The sequence below is a fragment of the Deinococcus sp. Leaf326 genome, assembly GCF_001424185.1.
Lineage (GTDB): Bacteria > Deinococcota > Deinococci > Deinococcales > Deinococcaceae > Deinococcus.
Genome location: NZ_LMOM01000021.1, coordinates 191,368 through 212,467, shown reverse-complemented (window position 1 = coordinate 212,467; position 21,100 = coordinate 191,368). Strand labels below are relative to the sequence as shown.

At 69.8% G+C, this 21,100-nt stretch carries 23 protein-coding genes; 11 read left to right on the top strand and 12 right to left on the bottom strand.

The features are described from left to right. Window positions 1-32: 32 nt before the first annotated feature. The 3 genes from ASF71_RS08005 to ASF71_RS07995 form a co-directional block, all read right to left on the bottom strand. Complete coding sequence (locus ASF71_RS08005; RefSeq protein ID WP_056297714.1) at window positions 33-1,313, bottom strand: DUF4139 domain-containing protein; 1,281 nt, start codon at window positions 1,311-1,313, stop codon at window positions 33-35. A 171-nt stretch (window positions 1,314-1,484) separates the two neighbouring features. Continuing rightward, window positions 1,485-2,444 (bottom strand): electron transfer flavoprotein subunit alpha/FixB family protein, encoded by a 960-nt coding sequence (locus ASF71_RS08000; protein ID WP_056297711.1) that lies wholly within the window; start codon window positions 2,442-2,444, stop codon window positions 1,485-1,487. Window positions 2,445-2,457: 13 nt separating this feature from the next. Beyond that, window positions 2,458-3,219, bottom strand: a complete 762-nt coding sequence (locus ASF71_RS07995; RefSeq protein WP_056297708.1) for an electron transfer flavoprotein subunit beta/FixA family protein — start codon at window positions 3,217-3,219, stop codon at window positions 2,458-2,460. 205 nt (window positions 3,220-3,424) lie between these two features. Between ASF71_RS07995 and ASF71_RS07990 the strand changes: the two genes are divergently transcribed. Next, complete coding sequence (locus ASF71_RS07990) at window positions 3,425-4,111, top strand: hypothetical protein (RefSeq protein WP_056297705.1); 687 nt, start codon at window positions 3,425-3,427, stop codon at window positions 4,109-4,111. Here the strand turns inward: ASF71_RS07990 and ASF71_RS07985 are convergent. After that, complete coding sequence (locus tag ASF71_RS07985) at window positions 4,105-4,548, bottom strand: carboxymuconolactone decarboxylase family protein (protein WP_056297702.1); 444 nt, start codon at window positions 4,546-4,548, stop codon at window positions 4,105-4,107. The two genes, ASF71_RS07990 and ASF71_RS07985, sit on opposite strands and share 7 nt — an antisense overlap. 134 nt (window positions 4,549-4,682) lie before the next feature. On the opposite strand from ASF71_RS07985, the gene ASF71_RS07980 reads away from it, so the two are divergent. After that, the gene (locus ASF71_RS07980) at window positions 4,683-5,963 is read left to right on the top strand and encodes a hydroxyacid-oxoacid transhydrogenase (protein ID WP_056297699.1); all 1,281 of its coding nucleotides are present in this window, start codon (window positions 4,683-4,685) and stop codon (window positions 5,961-5,963) included. A 64-nt stretch (window positions 5,964-6,027) separates the two neighbouring features. Here the strand turns inward: ASF71_RS07980 and ASF71_RS07975 are convergent, their stop codons facing one another. Then, a complete protein-coding gene (locus tag ASF71_RS07975) occupies window positions 6,028-6,504 on the bottom strand; it encodes an OmpH family outer membrane protein (protein WP_056297696.1) in 477 nt (158 codons plus the stop codon). Window positions 6,505-6,580: 76 nt separating this feature from the next. After that, the gene (locus ASF71_RS07970) at window positions 6,581-7,069 is read right to left on the bottom strand and encodes an OmpH family outer membrane protein (RefSeq protein WP_056297693.1); all 489 of its coding nucleotides are present in this window, start codon (window positions 7,067-7,069) and stop codon (window positions 6,581-6,583) included. Between the two features lie 162 nt (window positions 7,070-7,231). Here ASF71_RS07970 and ASF71_RS07965 point away from each other — a divergent pair, with 162 nt between their 5' ends. Further along, on the top strand, window positions 7,232-7,861 hold the full coding sequence (locus tag ASF71_RS07965; protein ID WP_056297690.1) for a CBS domain-containing protein: 630 nt from the start codon (window positions 7,232-7,234) through the stop codon (window positions 7,859-7,861). A gap of 117 nt (window positions 7,862-7,978) precedes the next feature. Here the strand turns inward: ASF71_RS07965 and ASF71_RS07960 are convergent, their stop codons facing one another. After that, the gene (locus ASF71_RS07960; protein ID WP_056297687.1) at window positions 7,979-9,160 is read right to left on the bottom strand and encodes an aminotransferase class V-fold PLP-dependent enzyme; all 1,182 of its coding nucleotides are present in this window, start codon (window positions 9,158-9,160) and stop codon (window positions 7,979-7,981) included. A gap of 126 nt (window positions 9,161-9,286) precedes the next feature. Between ASF71_RS07960 and ASF71_RS07955 the strand changes: the two genes are divergently transcribed. After that, entirely contained in the window at window positions 9,287-9,727 is a 441-nt protein-coding gene (locus tag ASF71_RS07955) for a VOC family protein (RefSeq protein WP_235514228.1), read from the top strand. A gap of 31 nt (window positions 9,728-9,758) precedes the next feature. Here ASF71_RS07955 and ASF71_RS07950 read toward each other — a convergent pair whose 3' ends face one another. After that, window positions 9,759-10,838 carry a WD40 repeat domain-containing protein gene (locus ASF71_RS07950; protein ID WP_056297685.1) on the bottom strand — a complete coding sequence of 360 codons (1,080 nt, stop codon included), beginning with the start codon at window positions 10,836-10,838 and terminating at the stop codon, window positions 9,759-9,761. Window positions 10,839-11,015: 177 nt separating this feature from the next. Here ASF71_RS07950 and ASF71_RS07945 point away from each other — a divergent pair, with 177 nt between their 5' ends. The 4 genes from ASF71_RS07945 to ASF71_RS07930 are packed head-to-tail and all read left to right on the top strand — an operon-like array spanning window position 11,016 to window position 14,188. Continuing rightward, complete coding sequence (locus ASF71_RS07945; RefSeq protein ID WP_056297683.1) at window positions 11,016-11,369, top strand: DUF1304 domain-containing protein; 354 nt, start codon at window positions 11,016-11,018, stop codon at window positions 11,367-11,369. Between the two features lie 60 nt (window positions 11,370-11,429). Beyond that, entirely contained in the window at window positions 11,430-12,800 is a 1,371-nt protein-coding gene (locus tag ASF71_RS07940) for an FAD-dependent oxidoreductase (protein ID WP_056297679.1), read from the top strand. Window positions 12,801-12,841: 41 nt separating this feature from the next. Next, on the top strand, window positions 12,842-13,555 hold the full coding sequence (locus ASF71_RS07935; RefSeq protein WP_056297675.1) for a hypothetical protein: 714 nt from the start codon (window positions 12,842-12,844) through the stop codon (window positions 13,553-13,555). Window positions 13,556-13,570: 15 nt separating this feature from the next. Then, window positions 13,571-14,188 carry a hypothetical protein gene (locus tag ASF71_RS07930; protein WP_056297671.1) on the top strand — a complete coding sequence of 206 codons (618 nt, stop codon included), beginning with the start codon at window positions 13,571-13,573 and terminating at the stop codon, window positions 14,186-14,188. 43 nt (window positions 14,189-14,231) lie between these two features. On the opposite strand, the gene serA is transcribed toward ASF71_RS07930, so the two are convergent. Then, the gene (serA, locus tag ASF71_RS07925; RefSeq protein ID WP_056297668.1) at window positions 14,232-15,857 is read right to left on the bottom strand and encodes a phosphoglycerate dehydrogenase; all 1,626 of its coding nucleotides are present in this window, start codon (window positions 15,855-15,857) and stop codon (window positions 14,232-14,234) included. Between the two features lie 120 nt (window positions 15,858-15,977). Here serA and ASF71_RS07920 point away from each other — a divergent pair, with 120 nt between their 5' ends. Continuing rightward, window positions 15,978-17,288, top strand: a complete 1,311-nt coding sequence (locus tag ASF71_RS07920) for an Nramp family divalent metal transporter (protein WP_056297666.1) — start codon at window positions 15,978-15,980, stop codon at window positions 17,286-17,288. Between the two features lie 53 nt (window positions 17,289-17,341). On the opposite strand, the gene ASF71_RS07915 is transcribed toward ASF71_RS07920, so the two are convergent. Both ASF71_RS07915 and aat read right to left on the bottom strand, forming a co-directional pair. Next, complete coding sequence (locus ASF71_RS07915; RefSeq protein ID WP_056297662.1) at window positions 17,342-17,917, bottom strand: DoxX family protein; 576 nt, start codon at window positions 17,915-17,917, stop codon at window positions 17,342-17,344. Between the two features lie 101 nt (window positions 17,918-18,018). Next, window positions 18,019-18,642: a leucyl/phenylalanyl-tRNA--protein transferase gene (gene aat / locus ASF71_RS07910; protein WP_056297658.1), complete on the bottom strand. Its 624-nt coding sequence runs from the start codon at window positions 18,640-18,642 to the stop codon at window positions 18,019-18,021. A 39-nt stretch (window positions 18,643-18,681) separates the two neighbouring features. Here aat and ASF71_RS07905 point away from each other — a divergent pair, with 39 nt between their 5' ends. After that, entirely contained in the window at window positions 18,682-19,302 is a 621-nt protein-coding gene (locus ASF71_RS07905) for a MazG nucleotide pyrophosphohydrolase domain-containing protein (protein ID WP_056297655.1), read from the top strand. An 18-nt stretch (window positions 19,303-19,320) separates the two neighbouring features. Then, complete coding sequence (locus ASF71_RS07900) at window positions 19,321-19,935, top strand: CoA pyrophosphatase (protein WP_056297651.1); 615 nt, start codon at window positions 19,321-19,323, stop codon at window positions 19,933-19,935. 79 nt (window positions 19,936-20,014) lie between these two features. On the opposite strand, the gene ASF71_RS07895 is transcribed toward ASF71_RS07900, so the two are convergent. Next, window positions 20,015-21,046, bottom strand: a complete 1,032-nt coding sequence (locus tag ASF71_RS07895) for a DUF4384 domain-containing protein (protein WP_056297650.1) — start codon at window positions 21,044-21,046, stop codon at window positions 20,015-20,017. Window positions 21,047-21,100 lie beyond the last annotated feature (54 nt).

Sequence of the window (21,100 nt, the reverse complement as noted above, 5' to 3'; positions counted from 1 at the left end):
AGCTGGGAGAGGGTCTCGCGCAGCGAGGGGCCTCAGCTGTTGTCGACCACGACCGTGAAGCTCTTGCTGACCTTGCCCTTTGCGGGCACGTCTACCTTGAGGGTCGCGGTGCCCTGGTTCTGCGTGGGCGCAGCGTTGTCGATGATGATGCGGCGCCCACCCACGCGCTCGGTCACCTCGGCGCGCACGGCGCGGGTCTTGCTGCTCTCGAAGGCGTAGGTGACCTTGTAGGTCGTCTTGGTCACGCTGCCCTTGGCGTCCTTGACCTGGGTGACGGTCTGGACCGTGCGGGTGTACTCGACGTCGGGGTCGTTGCCCAGGGCGAACTCGACCTGTCCACCCTGACGCGTCTCACCAATGTTCGTCTGCCCGACGATGCGGCCGTCCTCGCGCACCGTCATCTGACCGCCGGGCAGGCGCTGGTCGGCCTTGAAGCGGTAGAAGCGGTTGAGGGTGCCTTCCTGGGTGCCGGTGCCGAAGTAGGTGTTCAGGCCCACGAAGCGCTCGAAGGTGCTGAGCTTGGGGGTCAGGAAGGGCAGCGTGATGACGCTGTTGGCCGGCAGCGTGAAGGGCGTGGTCAGGGCGTAGCGGTACAGCCCGCGCAGGTCGCCCTGGCTCTCGATCTTGGGCGCGGCCATCGGCGCGGCGACCGCCCGGCTGAGGGCGCCGTCGAACATGGCTTCCTGCGCCAGCGGCGTACCCTGCACCTCCACGTCCCCGGCGTACAGCTCGGTGGCCTTCACGTCGTAGGGCTGCTCGGTCGTGTTGCGGATGTCGGCCAGGGCCGACAGGGCCGCGCCGCCGTCGCCGGCCTGCAAGGTGTAGCGCGGCGCCCAGCTCACGGCGCGGGTCAGGTAGCTCAGGGTGCCGCTGCCCGCCGCCGGCAGACTGAACACCAGGGTCTGGGTGGGGGCCTGGGCATTGACGGGCGGCGCCTCGGTGAACTGGAGCTGCTCGAAACGCACCGTAAAGAACCGGCCCGCCGCGTCCCTGACCAGCAGGTCGCGGGCCCGAACGAGCGTCACGGCCTCGGGCGCCTGGCCCTCGCGCACGAGGTACACCGTCTTGCCTTCCAGACCCGCGAGCCAGTTGGCCTGCTGGCTCTGCACCGCCTGCGTGAAGGGCAGGCCCTCCAGCGACAGGCTGCCCGACAGGATGCTGCCCCAGGTGTCCTGCGGCAACGTGACGGTCAGGGCCGTCCCCGTACTCTGCACCGGCTGACGAACTTCGGTGAAGCTGGGGTAGATGCGGAGGTCGGCAGCCTGGGCCATGCCCGCGCCCAACACCAGGGCGCTCATCACGATTCGGTTCATGCCCTCATGCTGAGGGGCGGGGGTTTATGAGACGTGAGAGCGTGCGTCAGACGGCGAACAGCTCTGACCCGTCCGTCAGAAATGCACCGTATCTCCTGGTCAGGTCAGGCCGTCCCCACAAAACAGAAGGGGCCCCGACACCTGCCTAGGCCCCTCTGACGCAAGGAAAGATTACTTCCTGGCTGCCTCGATCAGTGCGGGCACGATCTGGTTGATGTCGCCCACGATGCCGTAGTCGGCCACCTTGAAGATGGGCGCCTCGGCGTCCTTGTTGATCGCCACGATGTACTTGCTCTTGCCCATGCCCGAGAGGTGCTGCACCGCGCCCGACACGCCCAGGGCAATGTAGGCGCCGGGCTGCACGGTCTTGCCGGTCTGGCCCACCTGCTCGGCGTAGGGGCGCCAGCCCGCGTCCACGACCGCGCGGGTCGCGCCCACGCCCGCCCCGATGCGGTCGGCGAGGCCCTCGACATAGGCCGCGAAGTTCTCGGGGCTGCCCACGCCGCGCCCGCCGGTCACGATCACGTCGGCTTCCGAAAGGGCTACGCGGCTCGTCTTCTCGACGTTGCGGCCGGTGACCTCCACACGGGAGGCCGGCAGGTCGAGTTCCACATCGTACTGCTCGCCCGCGCTCGCGGCGGCCGGCGCCGGGGCGAACGACCCGGGCTTGGCCGTCACGACGACCACGCTGTCCTCGGCCTCGACCGTCTCGGTCACGCGGGCGAGGTAGGTGTAGCGCTGGGCCTGCACCGCCGCGCCGTTCATGCCGAGCCGGGTCGCGTCTTCGAGGTACGGCGCGTCAAGCTTCACGGCGACGCGCGGGGCGTACTCGCGGCCCGAACGGCTGCCACCGATGATGACCAGATTCGCCTCACCCTCCTGCGCGATCTGCGCGGCAGCGGCAGCCCAGAGTTCGGGGTTGTAGGCAGCCAGTCCCGGCAGGTCGGCCACGAGGACCTGCTCGGCATAGCCTGCGGCCTCGGTGGCGACGCCCGCCACGTTCTGCCCCAGCACGAGCAGGGTGACCGGGCCTTCGCGGCCCGCAGCAGCCACGTCGCGCGCGGCGGTGACCATTTCCAGGGTGGACTTGGCGAGCTTGCCACCCGCGTGTTCAGCGACGATCAGAATCATGTCCTCTTCTCCTTTACGCCAGAACCTTGGCTTCGCTGCGCAGCAGTTCGAGCAGCTGCTCGGCGGCGGCCTGGGGATCCTTGCCGTCGATGATGCGGTTGAGGCGCGCGCGGGTCTGGATCTCGGCGTTCACCGTGCGCACGCGCGGCTGCACGCCGTAGGTGTCCAGCGTATCCTTGCGCAGTTCCTTCTTCTTGGCCTTCATGATGTTGGGCAACGTGGGGTAGCGCGGCTCGTTCAGGCCCTGCTGCGTGGTCACGACCGCGGGCAGCGGCGCGCGGAAGCTCTCGTTGCCCTCGTCCACGTCGTGACGGCCGGTGATCGTCTCACCGTCGATCTTCAGTTCGTTGGTCCAGGTGAGCTGCGGCCAGCCCAGGCGTTCGGCGGTCGCCGCGCCCAGCGCCTGCGAATCCCAGTCGGCTTCCTGTCCGCCGACGAGAATCAGCGTGGCGTTCTCGGCCTGCGCGACCTGCGCCACCACGCGGCTCAGGCTCACGGCGTCTACCTTCTCGGTCGTCTCGACGTGAATGGCGCGGTCCACGCCCATCGCCAGGGCGGTACGCAGGGCGTCCTCGCTGCGCTGGGGGCCCACGGCCAGTGCGATGATCTGTTCGATGCCCGCGCCGCCTTCACGCAGGCGCAGGGCTTCTTCGACGCCGTATTCGTCCATGCCGTCGATGACCAGAGTGGTGCCGTCGAGATCGACGGCCTGCCCGGCCACCTTGACGCGCGCTTCGGCGTCCGGAACCTGCCGGACGAGGGTCAGAATGTTCATTCATCCTCCATGCGGCTGCCGGAGCAGCCAGGGTGTACCGTATTGGACTCGGTGCAATTTAGCGCCCCGTCCCCTCTTTTTCCAGTCGCCTCAGCATAGGGCGTGCTCCACCCGCCGACTGTCTGATGCGGGGCTGTCGGCTTTCTCAAGGGGTCATGTGGACCTTCATGAGCCGTTCTCATGTGTAGGGCCGAGGGTAGAAGACATGAAGAAGGCCCTGATCGCCGCCGCCATCGCCGCCGCCAGCTGTTCCGCCGGCGCACAGTTCGTTTCCGGATCGTCCCTCAACGGCGTCGAGCTCGGCCTGAGCGCCGGGTACGCCTCGGGCCTGTCGTTCGGCAGCTTCGTGCATGTTCCCAACGTGGCCGGTCCGGTCGGCGTGCGGGCCAGCGTGGACTATGTCCGCCCCTCCGACGCCCTGCGCGACGATGTGGACGTGGGGGCCGGCACCGGCCTGACGCTGGGGACCTTCGGCAGCTACAAGAGCGGTGGCGTAGCGACCGAGAGCGGCAGCCAGACCCTGCTGGGTCTGGACGGCACCTACAGCCTGGGCGAAATCGCGCCGGGTGTGGACGCCACCGCCTACGCTGGGGGCCGCTACGGCCGTTTCAGTGCGACCGAGACCTACGCGGACAGCAAACGCAACAGCCAGACCACCACGACCAACGCCTTCGGGATCGGCGCGGGCGCGATGGTGAGCTACGCGCTGGCGGGCAATATCAGTCTGTTCGGTGACGTGGGCCTCGACCACTACTTCCCCTCGACCTTGAGCAACGGCACCGACGCGGGCACCTACGCCCCCGGCGAGCCCGGGTACAACGACCTACGCAGCCGATTCGCCTTCCCCGGTACGGTGGTCAAGGCCAAGATCGGCGTGAAGCTGAGCTACTGAGCTCCGCCCTCCCCAGCCCCCTGCCCTTCCGGGTGGGGGGCCTTCTCTTTACCCTCCAGCAGGCCGCGCAACTGCTCGAAAGCCCCCACCACACGCGGAAACCCCAGATAAGGCACGCACAGCAGCAAGGTCTCCCGGACCTCCTGCTCGGTTGCGCCAGCCCGCAGCGCCCCGCGCAGGTGGGTCCGCAGTTCGGGGGGGCTGCCCAGTGAGGTCAGCAGCGCGCAGGCGACCAGCTCCTTGGTCTTCAGGTCGAGCCCGGGGCGCTCGTACACCGTGTCGTAGGCGAAGTCGCGCACATAGGTCATGAGTCCGGGGTCCAGCGCCGCGAGCCGCGCCAGGATGCGCTCCTCCTGCGCGCCGAAAATGGTCTGGCGCGCGCTGGGCTCGGGCGACCCGGAAACCGGTGCAGGGGTCGGATCGGGAGAATCGTTCACGGGGCCAAGGCTAGAGCAGCGCCGGGGCGGCCGCGCGCCATTGCCCGGAAACCCGGCCCGGAAACAGGCATACTCGGAACCGACCCACAACCCACACTTCACCCCACCGGGGACCCACAGCACAGGGAGGACGGATGACGAACGGTTCAGCGCGCGAATCCATGTTCACGATAGAGGCCACGCCCGTGAAGTTCGGAGCGGGCGCGGCACACGACGCCGGCTGGGAGATGCGGCGGCTGGGCGGCCAGCGCGTGTTCGTGGTGGTGGACCCGGAGGTGCTCGCGCGGGGCGTGGCCCAGCCGGTCCTCGACTCGCTGACGGCGGCGGGGCTAGACCTCGTGCTCTACAGCGAGGTCGAAACTGAGCCCTCGCTCGCGGCGCTGGAGCGGGCTGTAGCGGCGGCGCGGGCGGCGCGTCCCGACTCGTTCGTCGCCGTGGGGGGCGGCAGCGCCATAGACACGGCGAAGGTGGCGAACCTGCTGTGTACCCACGGCGGCGAGATCATGGACTATGTCAATCCGCCGGTCGGCCTGGGGCGCCGGCCCCCCTCGGCGCTGCGGCCACTGCTGGCGGTGCCCACCACGGCCGGCAGCGGGTCGGAGGCGACCACCGTGGCCATCCTCGACCTGCCGGAACTGAAGATCAAGACCGGCATCAGCCACCGTTCCCTGCGTCCCGCGCAGGCGCTCGTGGACCCGGAACTGTCGCGCACCGCCCCCAGTGCGGTCATCGCCGCCGCCGGGCTGGACGTGGTGTGCCACGCTGCCGAGAGCTTCCTGAGCCGCCCCTATACGACCCGTCCCCTGCCGGCCACGCCCGACGAGCGCCCCCCGTATCAGGGCAGCAACCCGGTCGCGGACCTGTGGTCGGCGCAGGCCCTGCGCTACGGCGGCCAGTACCTGCGCCGCGCGGTGGCCAGCGGCGACGACACGGAGGCGCGCGGGTTCATGATGCTCAGCGCGACGATGGCGGGCGTGGGCTTCGGGTCGGCGGGGGTGCACATTCCCCACGCCTGCGCCTACCCCCTCGCGGGCCTGCGGCACGAGTACCGCGACCCCGGTTATCCGGGCGACAAGATGTTCGTGCCCCACGGCTTCAGCGTCATCGTGACCGCGCCGGCCGCCTTCCGGTTCACCTTCGCGGCCGACCCGGCCCGGCACCTTCAGGCCGCGACCTGCCTGACCGGCCAGAGCTACGCCCCGGACGACCGCGACGCGCTGCCGCGGGCCCTGATCGCCCTGATGCGTGATGTCGGCGCGCCCAGCGGCGTGTCGGCCCTGGGCTACGACGAGTCGGACATTCCGGCCCTGATAGACGGCGCCCTCAAGCAGCAGCGGCTGCTGGCGGTGGCCCCCGAGATGCCTACCCGCGACGACCTGGAGCGCATCTTCCGCGAATCGCTGCACAACTGGTAAGAACTGACAAGAAGCCGGGCCCCCGGACTCGGCGTCCTGGGAGCCCGGCGGGGCATCCGTTACGTTATTTCTTGAGCGCCTTCATGACGGCCGGAGTGAGGTCGGTGGCCGAGCTGTTGGCATACACCACGAGCTTGCTGCGGGCGGCGACCTGCTGGTCGAACACCACGCCGAAGCCGCTGCTCTTGGCGACGCTGGCGATGGTGCCGTCGAGCTTGCTGCTCAGCGGCTTGAAGGCGGCCGAGAGCCGCGAGGCGTAGCCCTTCTGCACCGAAGCGAAATCCTGCTGCGCCTTTTGCAGTGCGGCGCGGTCGGCGGCCGTCCGGCTGCGGGTGGCCTTGGCGGCCAGTGTCTGAATGTTCTGCTCGCGTTTGCCCAGGTCGGCGTCCACGTTCTTGCGCAGCGCGAGGTAGGCGCTGCTGCCGGACATGCCCGACACGAGCTGCTGCACATTGACGAAGCCCACGCGGCTGCGCGACTGCTGGGCGTGCGGGACGGTCAACAGCAGGGCCAGGGGAAGAAGGGTCAGAAAGCGTTTCATGGATGGTCCTTTCGCGCCCCGGCGGCATGAACAGGCCCCCGTGAGGACACCGGGGGCCGGGGGGCGGCGGCCGCGCTTACTTGACGTTTTTCTTGACGGCTTCGGTCACGTCGGTGACGGTGTCGGCGTAGACCACCAGACCGCTCTGCTGGGCGATCGAGCGGTCCATGATCACGCTGTAGCCGTTGGACTTGGCGTAGCTCGACAGGGCGGCGTCGACCGAGGTCTCGATGGGGCCGGCCTTGGCCTTCATCTGGTCGTCGTAGCTCTTGAGCTGCGCGTTGTAGGTGGTCACGAGCTGCGCGCGCTTGTCCTTGTCGGCGGCGGTGGCGGCCGTTCCCTTGGCGTCAATGTCCTTGATCTGCTTGTCGAGGCCAGCGAGGTCGCCCTGGAACTTGGTCTGGATCGCCTTGACGTCCTTGTCGTTGGGGTGCGCGGCGAACAGTTGGTCCACGTTCACGAACCCGACCTTCTGGGGGGTGGTCTGCGCGTGGGGGGCCAGGGTGCCCAGGCCAAACGCGGCAGCGATGGCGAGCGGGGCGAGCGCCTTGGGGGTCATCTTCATGGCAGGCACCGTAGCACACGCTTTTCTGAGCCGAATGAAGGCTTTTTCGCGCCGTTCACATCTCCCATCATCTCCCGATCAGACCGGCGGTGGGTGATGTGCTGGGAGCCCCGAAGCGCCGGCGGGACAGAGGAACAGGGCCGCAGGCCCTAGACTGACGCCATGCTCGTAAGCGACTGGATGACCCCCGAGCCGGTCAACATTACCCCGGATACACCCGTCATGGACGCCCTGAAGATCATCAAGGAACACCACTTCCGGCGGCTGCCGGTGGTCGAGGGGGGCGAACTCGTCGGCATCACGACGCGCAAGGACCTCAAGGACGCCATGCCCAGCCGCGCCACCACCCTGAGCGTCTGGGAACTGAACTATCTGCTGAGCAAACTGACCGTCTCCGAGGTGATGGCCCGGCCGGTGATCACCGCGCAGGAAGACGAGTACATGGAAGACGCCGCGCTGCGGATGCAGGACCACCACATCGGCGGACTGCCGGTGCTGGACGCCTCGGGGCGCCTGAGCGGCATCATCACGACGATGGACATCCTGCGGGCCTTCACGGGCATCCTGGGCATGAAGGAGGGCGGCCACCGCCTGACCCTGGACATGCCCGACGTGCCCGGCAGCCTGGAGCGCGCCACCCGGGCCGTGCTGCCCAGCAACATCATCAGTGTGGCGAGCTACGACCCCGGCGAACCCAACGGCAACCGCCGCTTCGTGCTGCGCGTAAACGGCGCCGGCGTGCGCGACGTACGGCGCCGGGTGCGCGACTCGGGAATCACGGTGCTGGACTGACCGACAGGGCGGCAGTGGTGGGTAGGAAGTAGAGAGAGGGAAGCCGGCGCCTCCCCCCTCTCCACTGGCTCTGGCCCCGCCCCGCTGCGAGTCACAGGTCCAGCCCCCCACTCTCCCCTACTTCAGTGCCTGCCAGGCCGCCTGCACCGCGACGCCCCGCTCGACGCGGTGGCCCAGGGCCGCGAAGGCGTCTTCCAGGATGCCGGCAATCGCCAGGGCGTCGTAGCGGTCGGCGTAGCCCATCGTCGAGACGCGGAACACGGTGTCCTCGTGGGGGGCCTGACCCGGCAGGGCGCGCTGACCCATCGCGGCGAGCTGCGCGGCCACCTGCCGGCCCGTGAGGGGCGCGGGCGGGGTCAGCACGGCGACGGCGGGGCTGGTGCGCGCGGCCCACGACCCGGCGCCCAGGGCGGTGCCGGCGGCGATCAGAGCGTCGGTCTTGCGGCGCTGCTCGGCCCATAGGACTTCCAGCGGCACGGCGTTCAGGCGCTCCAGAGCAGTGCTCAACGCATAGATGAGGTTGATGGCGGGCGTCTGCGGGGTGTTGCCCGCCTTCTGCCCAGCGAGTTCGCGCGTCATGTCAAGGTAGAAGCCGTGCGGCGTGTCCCTGATCATGCGGGCCTGCACCTCGGGCGAGAACAGCACGAAGCCCAGGCCCGGCGGGGTCGCGGTACCCTTCTGGCTGCCCGAGACGATCACGTCCACGCCCCAGGCGGCGGGGCGCAGTTCGGCCACGCCGTAGCTCGTGATGCAGTCGGCGATGACGATCAGGTCGGGGTTCCGGGCCCTGGCCGCCTTGGCGATGGCCTCCAGGTCGTGCAGCGCGCCGGTGCTGGTTTCACTGTGGGTGATGAGCAGCGTGTGGGCATCCGCGGCCGCCTCGGCGACCTCGTCCGGGTCCAGCACCTCGCCCCAGGGCCGGGCCACGATCCGGGTGTCGTAGCCGAAGCGCCGCGCCATCTCGCCCCAGCGCTCGCTGAACTTGCCCGCCTGGGCGTTGACCACCTTTGCGCCGGTGGGGGTGGTGCTCACGAGCGCGCCCTCGAAGGCCCCGGTGCCGCTCGTCGTGGTGATCACGGCGTCGTAGGGGTCGCCCAGCAGCCGGGCGAGCTGCGCGCGGGCCTCCATCAGCTTCTCGACTCCCTCGGGCGCGCGGTGGTGCATCTGCGGCCGGGCCAGCTGGGCCAGCACATCAGGCGCGACCTCGACCGGCCCCGGCGCGATCAGGCGGTGGCGGTTCAGGGGGGTGAAGTCGGGCACGGTGGGCGCGGCGGGCCGGGCGGGGGCAACGTCGGTCATGCCCCAGGGTAGCGGAGGCGACGGCGCAGTGGAGCGGCCGGTCTGAACCTCTGTGCCCGGTTCTCTGGCAGGCCCGTCCATCCGGCGTATTGCCCCCACCTCCCCCGCCGCGCTCTGCTGGGCGACGTGACCGACCCCGCTGCCCTGCCCGCCGGAGGCTTCAATACCCTGGTACCCGAATTTGACGTGTTCGACCTGAGCGCCAGCCTGGACTTCTGGTGCGGTGCGCTGGGCTTTGGCGTGGCCTACGCCCGCCCCGGTTTCGCTTATCTGGAACGGGAAGGCGCGCAGGTCATGCTTCAGGCGATGTCCGGCGAGTGGGGCACCGGGCCGCTGGAGTACCCGCTGGGGCGCGGCCTGAACGTCGAGATCGGCGTGTCCAGCCTGACGCCCATTCTGGAGGCGCTGGCCGGGCGCGGCTGGCCGCTGTTCCGGCCCGTGCGCGAGCGCTGGCGGGTCACGGGTGACCGCCAGACCGGCAACCGCGAGATGTTGGTGCAGGACCCCAACGGATATCTCCTGCGCTTTTCCGAGGCGCTGGGCGAGCGGCCCGTCAGCCTGCGCTGAGGCGTGCAGGCCGCTCCAGTTGCCCACCGCCCTACCGGGGAGCGATGGGCAGAATCCGCACGCCGCCCTGCCCGTCTCCGCCCAGCAGCGAGGTGCCGTCGGGGCTGAGGAATTCGGGATAGCCGTCGGCGATCCGGGTCAGGGTGCCCACCGTGCGCCCCGTGGCGGCGTCACGCAGCTCCAGCCAGTCGCGGCCCTGGCCGTCGGTCGCCAGCCCGCGCACCAGGACCCGGCGCCCGTCCATGCTGAAGCCCAGCGCGCCCGCCGAGCCCGCCAGGTACGCGGGCGGCGTGACCTCGCGTCCGGTGGCGAGGCTCAGCAGTCGCCCCCGCGAGCCTAAAAACCCCTGGCTGTCGGGCGAGAAGGTGCCCACCCCCACCCCGCTCAGGGTGGTCCTGAGGTCGCCGGTCCGGGCGTCAAAGATCCGCGTGCGGACCTGCCCCCGGAACATCGGCGCGAAGAGGCGGCTGTCGGGGCTGAACAGCAGGGCGGCCGGCTCGCTGCGGTTCTCGCTCTGAACGGTGGCGATCCGCTTGCCCGCCTGCCAGTCCCACAGCTGCGCGTAGCCGTTGCGGTTGCCGGCGGCCAACCGCATGCCGTCGCGGCTCAGGGCGAGGCTCTGCGTGCCGTCCAGGCCCCCGGAGCGCACGGTCCAGCCGCCCGGCGGCAGGGGCTGCGGCCCACGGGTGGCTCCCCCCTGCACCGTCGAGACGATGGCGACCCGTCCCTCACGGGTCTGGGGGTCCGGAATCAGGGCGGCGGCCAGCCAGCGGCCGTCGCCGCTCAGGGCCGGGGGCACGCGCAGGTCGGTCTCGCTGGGCAGCCAGACCTCGCGCCGCAGCTCGCCGGTCGAGGCGTCGAGCAGCCGCACGTGCAGCGAGTACTGCCCCCGCACGGCGACCAGCCCGGTCAGGGGCGGGACGGCAGGAACGGGCGGGGCAGGGGCGGGACTGGCCAGGGAACCCGGCGTGGCCGCACTGCCGGGGGCCGTCGGCGCCGCGTCCTGCGCCACTCCGAGAATGAGCAGGGGATCGGGCGCGATACGGATTTCGACCTGGGCGGACGCGACCGTGAGCAGGGCGGCCAGAACGGTACTGAGGGCGGCTTTCATTGGCGCTCAAGGTAGCGGCCCCGGGGGGGCGGCAGATGTGACCACCCCGCCGCGCCCCCAGCACTGCACTCAGACCCTGCTCCAGGACCGGGCTGGGGAGGCGTAGGCTACAGGCATGTCACCCCTCGCCTACCACGCTGGCCCCCCCCGATCCCGCCCAGCCGCCGGGGGGGTCAGGTGAATGTCCTCGCCGGGCTGCTGGTGGCGGGGATTGCGCTGCTCCACGTCTATATCCTGGTGCTGGAGATGTTCCTGTGGACCACGCCACGGGCCATGAAGGCTTTCGGGACCACGCCGGAGTTCGCGCAGGCGACCCGCTCGCTGGCGGCCAACCAGGGGCTGTACAACGGCTTTCTGGCGGCCGGGCTGCTGTGGGGACTGCTGACCGGGTCGGCGGCCACCGAGCTGTTCTTCCTGGGCTGCGTGGCGGTCGCCGGGATCTACGGGGCACTGACCTCCAACCGGCGCATCCTGTTCATCCAGACGGTGCCGGCGGTGATCGCTATTCTGACCGTTCTGCTGGCGTCCTGACCTCCCGCCGCGCGGGCGGCCGCGCCGCCGGGAAGCGCCGCATGCTCTAGCCTGCGGGCCATGACCTCTTCCCCGCCGCGAATCCTGATCGCCGGAGGTGTGGCTGCCGGCATGAGCGCGGCGAGCCGTGCCCAGCGCCTGAACCCGGACGCCAGCATCACCGTGTTCGACCGGGGCGACTATGTCAGCTACGGCGCCTGCGGCCTTCCCTACGTGCTCGCCGGCGACGTTCCCGGATTCGGGGAAGAGGGCTGGGACGTCTTGGTGGCCCGCACGCCGGCGCAGATGCGCGCGCGCGGCGTCAGTGTGCGGCTGCGCCACGAGGTGACGGGAATCGACCCGGTGGCCGGCACCCTGACCGTGCTGGACCGCGGCGCCGGGCGCACCGTCACCGAACCCTACGACCGGCTGCTGCTCGCCACGGGCGTCTCGGCGCTGCGGCCCGACTGGGCGCAGACCAGCCTGGGCGGCGTGCATGTCCTGCGCGAGATTCCCGACGGTCAGGCCATCGAGGCGAGTCTCAAGGAGGCCAGGCGGGCCGTGGTGGTCGGCGGCGGCTACATCGGCATCGAGCTGACCGAGGCGCTGCGGTCACGCGGCCTGAGCGTGGTGATGCTGGAAAAGTCACCCGAGATCGCCGGACGGGGCCTGGACACCGGGTACCAGCGCCGCGTGCGCGAGGAGCTGGAGCGCAACGGTGTGGACGTGCGCTGCGGCGTGAGCGTCGAGGGCCTGACCGGCAAGGCGGGCCGCGTGACCGGCGTGCACACGAGCGCGGGCCTGGTGCGGGCCGACCTCGTGATCGTGGCGGTGGGTGTCCGGCCCAACGTGGACCTGGCGAAGGCGGCGGGCGTGCGCCTGGGCAAGACCGGCGCCGTCGCCGTGAATACCCGCCAGGAAACGAACGTCGAGGGCATCTACGCGGCGGGCGACAACACCGAGAGCGTGCACCGGGTCACGCGGCGCAAGGTCCATATTCCGCTGGGCCTGACCGCCAACCGCATGGGCCGCATCGCGGGCGTGAACATGGCGGGCGGCGACGCGACCTTTCCCGGCATCGTGGGCACGTCCATCTTCAAATTCTTTGGTCTAGGCGCGGCCCGCACCGGCTTGACCCAGGCCGAGGCCGACGCCCTGGGCCTGAAGGCGAAGAGTGTGGATGTCAGGAGTACCGACCACGCCGGCTACTACAAGGACGCCCGGCCCATCCACGTGCGCCTGACCGGCGAAGTGGGCACGGGGCGGCTGCTGGGCGCGCAGCTCGTGGGCTGCCGCGAAAGCATCAAACGGGTGGACGTGGTCGCGGCCCTGCTGGGCCAGCGCGCGGACGTGCAGGCGCTGTTCGACGCGGACCTCGCCTACGCTCCGCCCTTTTCCGGGGTGTGGGACGTGCTGCTGGTGGCGGCCGACAAGCTCAAGCGCGAGCTGTAAACTTTGGGAACTCTGTGATGACCAGCGCTCATACTGTCAGGGTGAACCGCTGGCTGACCCTTTTCCTGTGTTCCCTCGGTGTGGCTTCGGCCCAGAGCGATGAGGCCGCGACCCGGTTTGCGCAGTCGCTGCGGCTGCCGGGTGCCACCTACGCCCCGGCCCCCGTCTCGCCCATGCTCGACCTCGACCTGCCGAGCGGCAGTATCCGGCTGCTTTCCTTTCAGAGCGTGCAGGCCCAGAAGCTCAAACAGGTCTTCGCCGACCTTCCGGCCACCTACGGCTCGCGCTGCGGCGAGCAGGAGGTAGTTCTCTTTCCCGGTACGAAGCAGACCGTCCGCCAGCTCAGCGCCACCCTGCTGGCCCGGCCGCAGACTCTAGGTCTGCTCGACACCTGGCGCGAATTTGTCAGTCGGCAGGGCAACGTGTTCAGTGTGCTGACGGAAACCTCCAACGGCTATCTGCTGGCCTCGTGCCGTCTGGTGTCCGAGAAAACGGTCCCCGCCGTGATCCCGACACCTCTGAACGTGTATACCGGCCCAGTGCCCTACATCGTCCTGGCCGAGACGACCGGCAACGTCAGCTGGTGTATGGGGAGCGGAGCAGTCCAGACGCTTCAGGCCTTCGGGGGCAGCGTCTCGGCCACTGCCCTGAGCAACGACGGCGCGCTGCTCGCCGTCGCCGGCTGGGAGGCTTCCCCCGCCGTCAAGATCTACGACGCCCTCACGCGCACCCTGCTCGGAGAGATTCCGCTGTGACGGGGTGCGGCGGCATTGGCCTTCACCGGTGACCGGACAGGGCTGCTGGTACAGCCGGCAGAAGGCGACTACACGCTCTACGATGTAGCGACCCGGCAGGTCCGCAAGGCCTTCGACAACAGATCGGGCGCCGGAACGACCCTTCAGGGAGCGGGCGCGACCCTGTTTTCCGACTTCTTCAGGTCATACCCACCCATCCGGCTGTTCGATACGGCGACCGGCCTCGCCTTCCGCAATATCCGGTCAACCGGCATCGTCGATCATGCCCTAGCCCCTGGCGGTGAATGGGCGGCGCTCGTCACAAACACGGGCCAGCTGGAAGCCTACCGGACCACGTCCCGCACCCCAGGCCGCGTTCCCGAACCCGAGGTCGTCAATACGCTGGGCGTCCGGTCGGGAGCCTGGCTGTACCCCGGCGCCGCGCCGCAGGAGGTGCTGGTCATGCTGGCCGGTCGCCAGGCCGACCGGTCCATCCGGGCCGAACTGATGGCCTGGGACATCGGGCGCAACGAGCTGCGGGAGGTCCACCGCCTCGATCTGCCCGCCACCCACATTCCCATCGTCAATCCGCAGACCCGGCAGATCGGCGCGGTTCGGCACTGTCTGGACGGCGAAGTGCTTCAGCACAACTGAGCCGGCCGGGCTGGACGGTGCTGCGCCCGACCCCCGGCGCGCTCTACGCCCGGACCAGGTACGCCGACTCGATCACGTCGAGGTCGCGGATGGCCTGGAGCTGCTCGGGGGTCAGGCCATCATCAAGGGTCAGGGTGAACAGTGCCTGCCCGCCCTTCTCGGCGCGGCCCAGGGCCATTCCGGCGATGTTTACGCCCCAAGTGCCCAGCAGGTTGCTGAGCTTGGCGACCGCGCCCGGCTTGTCCTTGTTGCTGGCGATCAGGATGTAGCCCTCGGGTTCGAGCTCCACGCGGAAGTCGCGCAGCCGCGTCAGGCGCGGGCTGCGGCCGAAGACCGTGCCGCCCACCGTCCGGGTACGGTCCTTGTCGGCGCCGTGGGCCGTGACCTTGACGATCACCTCGGTCTGGTAGTCGGGGCTGTCTCCCTCCTCACGCACCGCGATGTTCAGGCCGCGTTCCTTGGCCAGCGCGCGGGCGTTGATAAGGTTGGGCTTCTCGTCGGTGCTGCCCGACAGGTAGCCCACGAGGGCCGCCGTGACCACCGGGGCGGGCTCGGCCGGGAACTCGCCGCGGAAGGTCAGCTCGATGTCGTGCGCGCCGGGCAGCAGTTGCGCCAGAATCCGCCCGAGCTTCTCGCCCAGCGTGAGGTAACCGCCCAGCGCCTCCATCGTCTTGGCGTCGAGGGCCGGAGCGTTCACCGCGCCCTTGCTCACGTCGCCGTGCAGGGCGTCGAGGACGCGCGAGACGATCTCGGCGCCCACCCGCTCCTGCGCCTCGAAGGTGTTGGCCCCCAGGTGCGCCGTGATGCCCAGGTTGGGGGCCTGGAGAAAGTGGTGATCCGGGGTGGGCGGCTCGTCCACGAACACGTCCACCCCGGCGGCGAACAGGTGCCCCGATTCCAGCGCCGCGACCAGGGCGCGTTCCTCGACGATGCCGCCGCGCGCCGCATTGACCACGATGGCGCCCGGACGCAGCAGCGCCAGTTCGCGCTCGCCGACCATGCCCTGCGTCTCCTCGGTCAGGGGGGTATGGACCGTCAGACAGTCCACCCGCGCGAGCAGGTCGGCCAGCGTATCGGCGCGCTCGACGCCCTGGCGCTCGAATTTGCTGGCCGGCACATAGGGATCGAAGGCCACCACCTTCATGCGCAGGCCCTGCGCGCGGTCGGCCACGATGCTCCCGATGCGGCCCAGCCCCACGATGCCCAGCGTCTTGTCCTTGAGTTCGATGCCCAGGAACTTGCGATTCCACACGCCCGCGCGCGTCTGGCTGTCGCTGCGGGTCAGGCCGCGCGCGGCGGCCATCAGGTGCATGATCGCCAGCTCGGCGGCCGAGACGTTGTTGCTCTCGGGAGCGTTCAGGACGAGCAGGCCGCGCAGGCTCGCGTAGTCGAGGTCGATGTTGTCCACGCCCACCCCGCCGCGCCCGATTACCTTGAGGCGCGGCCCGGCGGCGTCGATGAGCTCGCGGTCCACCTTGGTGCGGCTGCGGGTGATCAGGGCGTCGTACTCGGGCAGGCGCCGCAGCGTCTCGGCGCGCTCCATGTTGCCCTCGTAATCGATCTCGAAGCCCTCATGCGTCAGGTTGCCAGGGTTCATCTCGTCGCAGATCAGCACGCGCAGCGGCGCGGCGAGGGTCTGCTGCGGCGTGGCGGACAGGGCGGCAGTCATCCCCAGAGGGTAGGCCTCCCCTGCCCGGCGCGCTGCTTTCGGGCTAGACCGATTCCCTCCCATCCCCCCCGGCTTTAGGAGGACTAGCTTTTCTTTTTAGGCAAGCCTAAACTTCGGGACATGTCAGAGATACCGCCTCCCACCAGCCTGCCGCCCGACTCGCTCGACGCCCGCATGACGCAGCGGGCCGCCGACGTGCTGTCACGCCAGGGTGGGCGCCGGGGCCTGGGACGCGTGCTGCCCTTCATCGGGCCGGCCGTGATCGCCTCGATCGCGTACATGGACCCCGGCAACTTCGCCACCAACATCCAGGGGGGCGCCGAATACGGGTACGCCCTGCTGTGGGTGATCCTGGCCGCCAACCTCATGGCCATGCTCATCCAGAACCTGAGCGCCAAACTGGGCATCGCCACCGGGCAGAACCTCCCGCAGGTCATCGGCAAGCGCTGGCCCCGCCCGGTCGTGTGGTTCTACTGGGTGCAGGCCGAGATCGTGGCGATGGCGACCGACCTCGCGGAGTTCATCGGGGCGGCCATCGCCATTCACCTGCTCACCGGGCTGCCTCTCATCTGGGGCGCGGCGATCACCGGGGTCATCACCTTCTGGCTGCTGACCCTGCAGGGGCGGGGATTCCGGCCACTGGAACTCGTCATCGGCGGCTTCGTCCTCGTGATCGGGGTGGCGTACCTGACCCAGTTCGTGCTCGCGCGGCCCGATCTCGCCTCGCTGGGCGCCGGGTTCATTCCCAGCTTCCAGGGCACCGGCAGCGTGTACCTGGCGGTGGGCATCATCGGGGCGACCGTCATGCCGCACGTCATCTACCTTCACTCGGCGCTGACGCAGGGCCGGGTACCCACCCGCAGCGACGAGGAAAAGCGGAGATTGTCGCGCCTGAACCGCGTGGACGTGATCGTCGCGATGGGCTTCGCCGGACTGATCAACATGAGCATGCTGGCCGTGGCCGCCGCGACCTTCTACGGCAAGAACATCGAGAACGCCGGCGACCTGGAAACCGCCTACCAGACGCTGACCCCGCTGCTGGGGCCGGCCGCCGCCGTGGCCTTCGCCGTCGCCCTGCTCGCCAGTGGCCTGAGCAGCAGTGCCGTGGGCACCATGGCCGGGCAGGTCATCATGCAGGGCTTCGTGGGCTTCAGCATTCCGCTGTGGATTCGCCGGACGCTGACCATGCTGCCCGCCTTCATCGTGATCCTGCTGGGCCTGGACCCCACCGCGACGCTCATCCTCTCGCAGGTGATCCTGAGCTTCGGGGTGCCGTTCGCCCTCGTGCCGCTGCTGCTGTTCACCGCCCGGCGCGACGTGATGGGCGCGCTCGTCAGCCGCCCAATCATCACCGCTCTGGGCTGGCTGTTCGCTTCGGTCATCATCGGCCTGAACCTCTACCTGCTGTGGGGCACGTTCACCGGAAGCTGAACCGGACCAGACGAGAGCGGGAGGCCACCACGCCTCCCGCTCTCCTTGTCCGTTTAGTTCCGGGTGCGCAGAGGCGGAGCCAGCGCGTGCCGGGTCAGGCGCGGCAGCACGAAGCGGTCCAGGCCCCACCAGCCGGCCACCCGCCACGCGGCGACCAAGAGCGCCGCCGCCACGAGCAGCAGCGGATTGCTCGACAGCGTGCCGGCCAGCAGGTAGGCGAGGTTCATGACGCCGCCGAAGAAGGCGGCCGCGCCCGTCAGCAGGCCCAGGATCAGGGCAATGCCCACCGCCAGTTCGCCGTAGGCCACCAGATAAGAGAACAGCCCGGCGTTGGGCAGCGCCACGTTCTCCAGAAAACGGGCGTACCAGCCCGACACGTCCGGGGACTCGCCGCCGGCCTTCTGGATGGCCCCGTTCAGGAACCCGCGCACCCCCTCGCCGGCCTGCGCGCCGGTCCACTCGGGACTGCCGACCTTGGCCAGCCCGGCTTCGAGCCACAGCCAGCCCACGTACAGCCGCGCGATCAGCCAGACCACGGCCATGCGGGCGTCGGCGAACAGGAAGCGGGTGACGGGCGAGTCGGGCAGGGCGCTGTAGGAAGGTGGGGCGGCGGTCGGGGTCCGGGTCATGAGGCTCCTTGCCGGCCCACTGCCGGGACCGGGTGCCCCTATGGTGGCAGCCGCACATGACCGGCTCTTCAGAAAGATTGACCCAGGCTTGGGAAACTGGTCTAGTCGAGTGAGACGTCGGCCCGCAGTGCCCCGGCGAGCAGCGGGCGGTACGCGGCCGCCCCGATCTCGTACACGCCCAGGGTGGCGATGTGGCTGTTCTGGATCTGGGCGTCGAGCAGCGTGAAGCCGCGCGCGTGCAGGTGCCCGGCCAGCAGCACGAGCGCCGCCTTGCTCGCGTTGGTCACGCGGTGAAATTTGCTCTCGGCGATGAAGGCCCCGCCCAATGCCAGCCCCAGCACGCCGCCCGCCAGCTCGCCGTCCCTCCAGACCTCGAAGGAGTGGGCCAGTCCGGTAGCGTGCAGGTGCAGGTAGATGTCGGCCAGTTCGTCGCTGATCCACTCGCCTTCGCGCTCGGGGGCGCCGGGCAGGTGGCCCCGACAGCCCTCGATGACCGCCGCGAAGGCCGTATCCACCTGGACCTCGAACCGGGGCAGCTCGCGCCGCAGCCGGCGCGCGACATGCAACCCGGCGGCCTCGGTCAGGGGCACCAGGGCGCGGTCCTCCACGCTGTAGAACTGTGGACCGTCGCCGTTGTCCATCAGGAAGGCGCCCTGCGCGTAGGCGCGCGCGACCTGGCGGGTCAGGCGGTCGGGGTGGTGCAAGAAGGCGTCGGCGCTGGGCATGGCCAGCCCAGGGTAACGCCCTGCTCTAGACTCCGGGCCATGCAGGAACTTCTCGACGTGATGCGGCGCCTGCGCGCGCCCGGCGGCTGCCCCTGGGATCAGGAACAGACCCACGAGTCGCTGCGCCCCTACCTGCTCGAAGAAGCGGCCGAGGCCGCCGACGCTGTGGGAACCCCCGAACTGCCCGGCGAGCTGGGCGACGTGCTGCTCCAGGTGGCCTTCCACACCGTGATCGCCGAGGAGGAAGGCACTTTCGACTATGTGGCGATCGAGCGCGGCATCGTCGAGAAGCTGGTGCGGCGGCACCCGCATGTGTTTGCCGACACGGTGGTCGCCGGCAGCGACGAGGTCACGCGCAACTGGCAGGCCATCAAGGCCGCCGAGCGCGGTGGCCGTCCCCGGCGCGCCACCGACCGGGTGCCGGCCGGTCTGGGGGCGCTGGCCCGCGAGGCCAGGGCCCAGGGGCTCGCGGGCACGCCGCAAGGCAGCCGGGACGCCCTCGCCGCGCAGCTCGCCGCCGCCCCCGACACGGCGCAGGGCGTGGCCGAGGTGCTGGCCGGGGCCGTCACCTGGGCGCGGTCGCTGGGCGTGGACCCCGAGCTGGCCCTGCGAGATCATGTGCAGGCCACGCTGGCCGGGCTGCCCGACGAGGTGGCCTGAGATGCGCACGGCCCAGGCATGACCCGGAACACGCAGGGCGGCCCGCCCGACCCCGGCACGCCGGCTCCCGACCCCTTGGATGAGGTCCAGGCCGATCCCTGGGCGCTGTGGCTGGGCGGGCGGCAGCGCGCGCCTCTGGACCTGCCCCACTACCGCCGCGCCGCCGTACTCGTCGCCCTAACCCGCGAACCCAGTCCCCGCGTCATCCTGACGGTACGGTCCTCGGAGCTACCCACCCACAAGGGCCAGATCGCCTTTCCGGGAGGCAGCCTGGAACCGGGCGAGACGCCGACGCAGGCGGCACTACGCGAGGCCTGGGAGGAGGTCGGTCTGCCCCCCGGCGCCGCGCAGGTCCTAGGCGAGCTCGACGACGTATTCACCCCGGTCGGCTTCCACGTGACGCCGGTCCTGGCGCGCATCCCAGCGGGGCTGCCGCTGATCCGCACCCCGGAGGTCGCCGAAATCATCTGTCCGTCTCTGGCCGAGTTGCGCGCCCTGACAGTGGTGCGCGAGACGCGGCGGCTGCCCGACGGCACGCCCGTGCCGCTGTACCGTTATCCCTGGCAGGGCCACGACATTTGGGGCATGACGGCGCGTGTGCTCCACGACCTGCTGACCCAGGGCCCGACCTGAGCGCCGGGGAAGGCCGGCCCTTGCACCGCCAATGAAAAACCCCCGCCGAAGCGGGGGCCTGTGTATCCGGGCCCAGGGCTCAGCGGGTGGGGTTGATGGTGATCTGACCGTTCTGCGTAACGTTGTAGTTGTTCACGAAGGTGCGGTAGCCGGGGGCGATGACCACGATCTCGCGGGTACCGCGCGCCACGCTCAGGTTCAGGCCGCCGTTCTGGATGGTGCCGGCTTCCACGCCGTCCACGAACACGCGGGCGCCGTTCACGCTACTGCGCAGGGCGACCGTGTAGCCGGCGGTGTTGGTCGGGGTGGTCGTCACGGGGGTCGTGGCACGCGAGAACTCGACGTTCAGGTTGGTCGTCGTGTTGGCGCGGATGGCGACAGTGGTCGTGTAGTCGGCGTAGCCAGGAGCGCGCACACGCACGGGGTAGCTGCCCGAGGCGAGGCCCGTGTAGGTCGTGTTGGCGCCGCCCAGGGTGCGGCCGTTGAGGATCACGCTGGCGCCGGGCACGTTGGTGCCGACAAACAGGTTGCCGGTGGTCACGGGGTTGGCCGCCACGACGCTGAAGAACGCCGTATCGCTGACCCAGGTATTCTGGGGAATCGGGTTGACCACGATGCTCAGCGCCTGGGCGAGACCGTCCTGGCCCTTGGCGTTCACGGTGGCGAACTGGTCCTGACCGCTGAAGTTGGAGAGCTGGTCGAGGTTCAGTTCGGTGGTGCTGGCGAGGGCCAGAACCTTGTTCAGGCCGACCTGACCGTCAACGCTGTACGTGAAGCCTGCGCCCGCAGCGGGGAACACGGCGGTGGTGTTGGCCTTGACGAAGTTGCCGCCGCCTTGGATGCGGTTGGGCAGAATCTGGCTGACTTCGCCGGTGCTGTCCACGTTGAACAGGTACACGTAGGCGTCACGGTTGACCGTGGTGCTGATGCTGATGTTCTCGCCCACGCGGTAGCCGGGGTTGGCGTTACCGGTGGTGTCCTTGTTCACGCGCACGCTGACGCTGAGGTCGGGCTGGGTGGGGTTCACGATAATGCTCTGGGCGCTGATCTTGGGGGCGGCGAACGCAGTGCTCACGAGCAGCGCAGCCGGAATCATCAGAAACTTTTTCATGGGTGGTTCCTCCGAGAAGTAGCCTACGGGCCGGAACTTGACGGGCCATGAGCC

Bases quoted from the DNA above. Each gene is read 5' to 3' on its own strand.
- ASF71_RS07965 (WP_056297690.1), top strand. From the start codon at position 7,232: ATGCTCGTAAGCGACTGGATGACCCCCGAGCCGGTCAACATTACCCCG.
- ASF71_RS07915 (WP_056297662.1), bottom strand. From the start codon at position 17,917: ATGACCCGGACCCCGACCGCCGCCCCACCTTCCTACAGCGCCCTGCCC.
- ASF71_RS07995 (WP_056297708.1), bottom strand. From the start codon at position 3,219: ATGAACATTCTGACCCTCGTCCGGCAGGTTCCGGACGCCGAAGCGCGC.
- ASF71_RS07960 (WP_056297687.1), bottom strand. From the start codon at position 9,160: ATGACCGACGTTGCCCCCGCCCGGCCCGCCGCGCCCACCGTGCCCGAC.
- ASF71_RS07975 (WP_056297696.1), bottom strand. From the start codon at position 6,504: ATGAAACGCTTTCTGACCCTTCTTCCCCTGGCCCTGCTGTTGACCGTC.
- ASF71_RS07980 (WP_056297699.1), top strand. From the start codon at position 4,683: ATGACGAACGGTTCAGCGCGCGAATCCATGTTCACGATAGAGGCCACG.
- ASF71_RS07940 (WP_056297679.1), top strand. From the start codon at position 11,430: ATGACCTCTTCCCCGCCGCGAATCCTGATCGCCGGAGGTGTGGCTGCC.
- serA (WP_056297668.1), bottom strand. From the start codon at position 15,857: ATGACTGCCGCCCTGTCCGCCACGCCGCAGCAGACCCTCGCCGCGCCG.
- ASF71_RS07970 (WP_056297693.1), bottom strand. From the start codon at position 7,069: ATGAAGATGACCCCCAAGGCGCTCGCCCCGCTCGCCATCGCTGCCGCG.
- aat (WP_056297658.1), bottom strand. From the start codon at position 18,642: ATGCCCAGCGCCGACGCCTTCTTGCACCACCCCGACCGCCTGACCCGC.
- ASF71_RS08005 (WP_056297714.1), bottom strand. From the start codon at position 1,313: ATGAACCGAATCGTGATGAGCGCCCTGGTGTTGGGCGCGGGCATGGCC.
- ASF71_RS07950 (WP_056297685.1), bottom strand. From the start codon at position 10,838: ATGAAAGCCGCCCTCAGTACCGTTCTGGCCGCCCTGCTCACGGTCGCG.
- ASF71_RS07895 (WP_056297650.1), bottom strand. From the start codon at position 21,046: ATGAAAAAGTTTCTGATGATTCCGGCTGCGCTGCTCGTGAGCACTGCG.
- ASF71_RS07990 (WP_056297705.1), top strand. From the start codon at position 3,425: ATGAAGAAGGCCCTGATCGCCGCCGCCATCGCCGCCGCCAGCTGTTCC.
- ASF71_RS07905 (WP_056297655.1), top strand. From the start codon at position 18,682: ATGCAGGAACTTCTCGACGTGATGCGGCGCCTGCGCGCGCCCGGCGGC.
- ASF71_RS07920 (WP_056297666.1), top strand. From the start codon at position 15,978: ATGTCAGAGATACCGCCTCCCACCAGCCTGCCGCCCGACTCGCTCGAC.
- ASF71_RS08000 (WP_056297711.1), bottom strand. From the start codon at position 2,444: ATGATTCTGATCGTCGCTGAACACGCGGGTGGCAAGCTCGCCAAGTCC.
- ASF71_RS07900 (WP_056297651.1), top strand. From the start codon at position 19,321: ATGACCCGGAACACGCAGGGCGGCCCGCCCGACCCCGGCACGCCGGCT.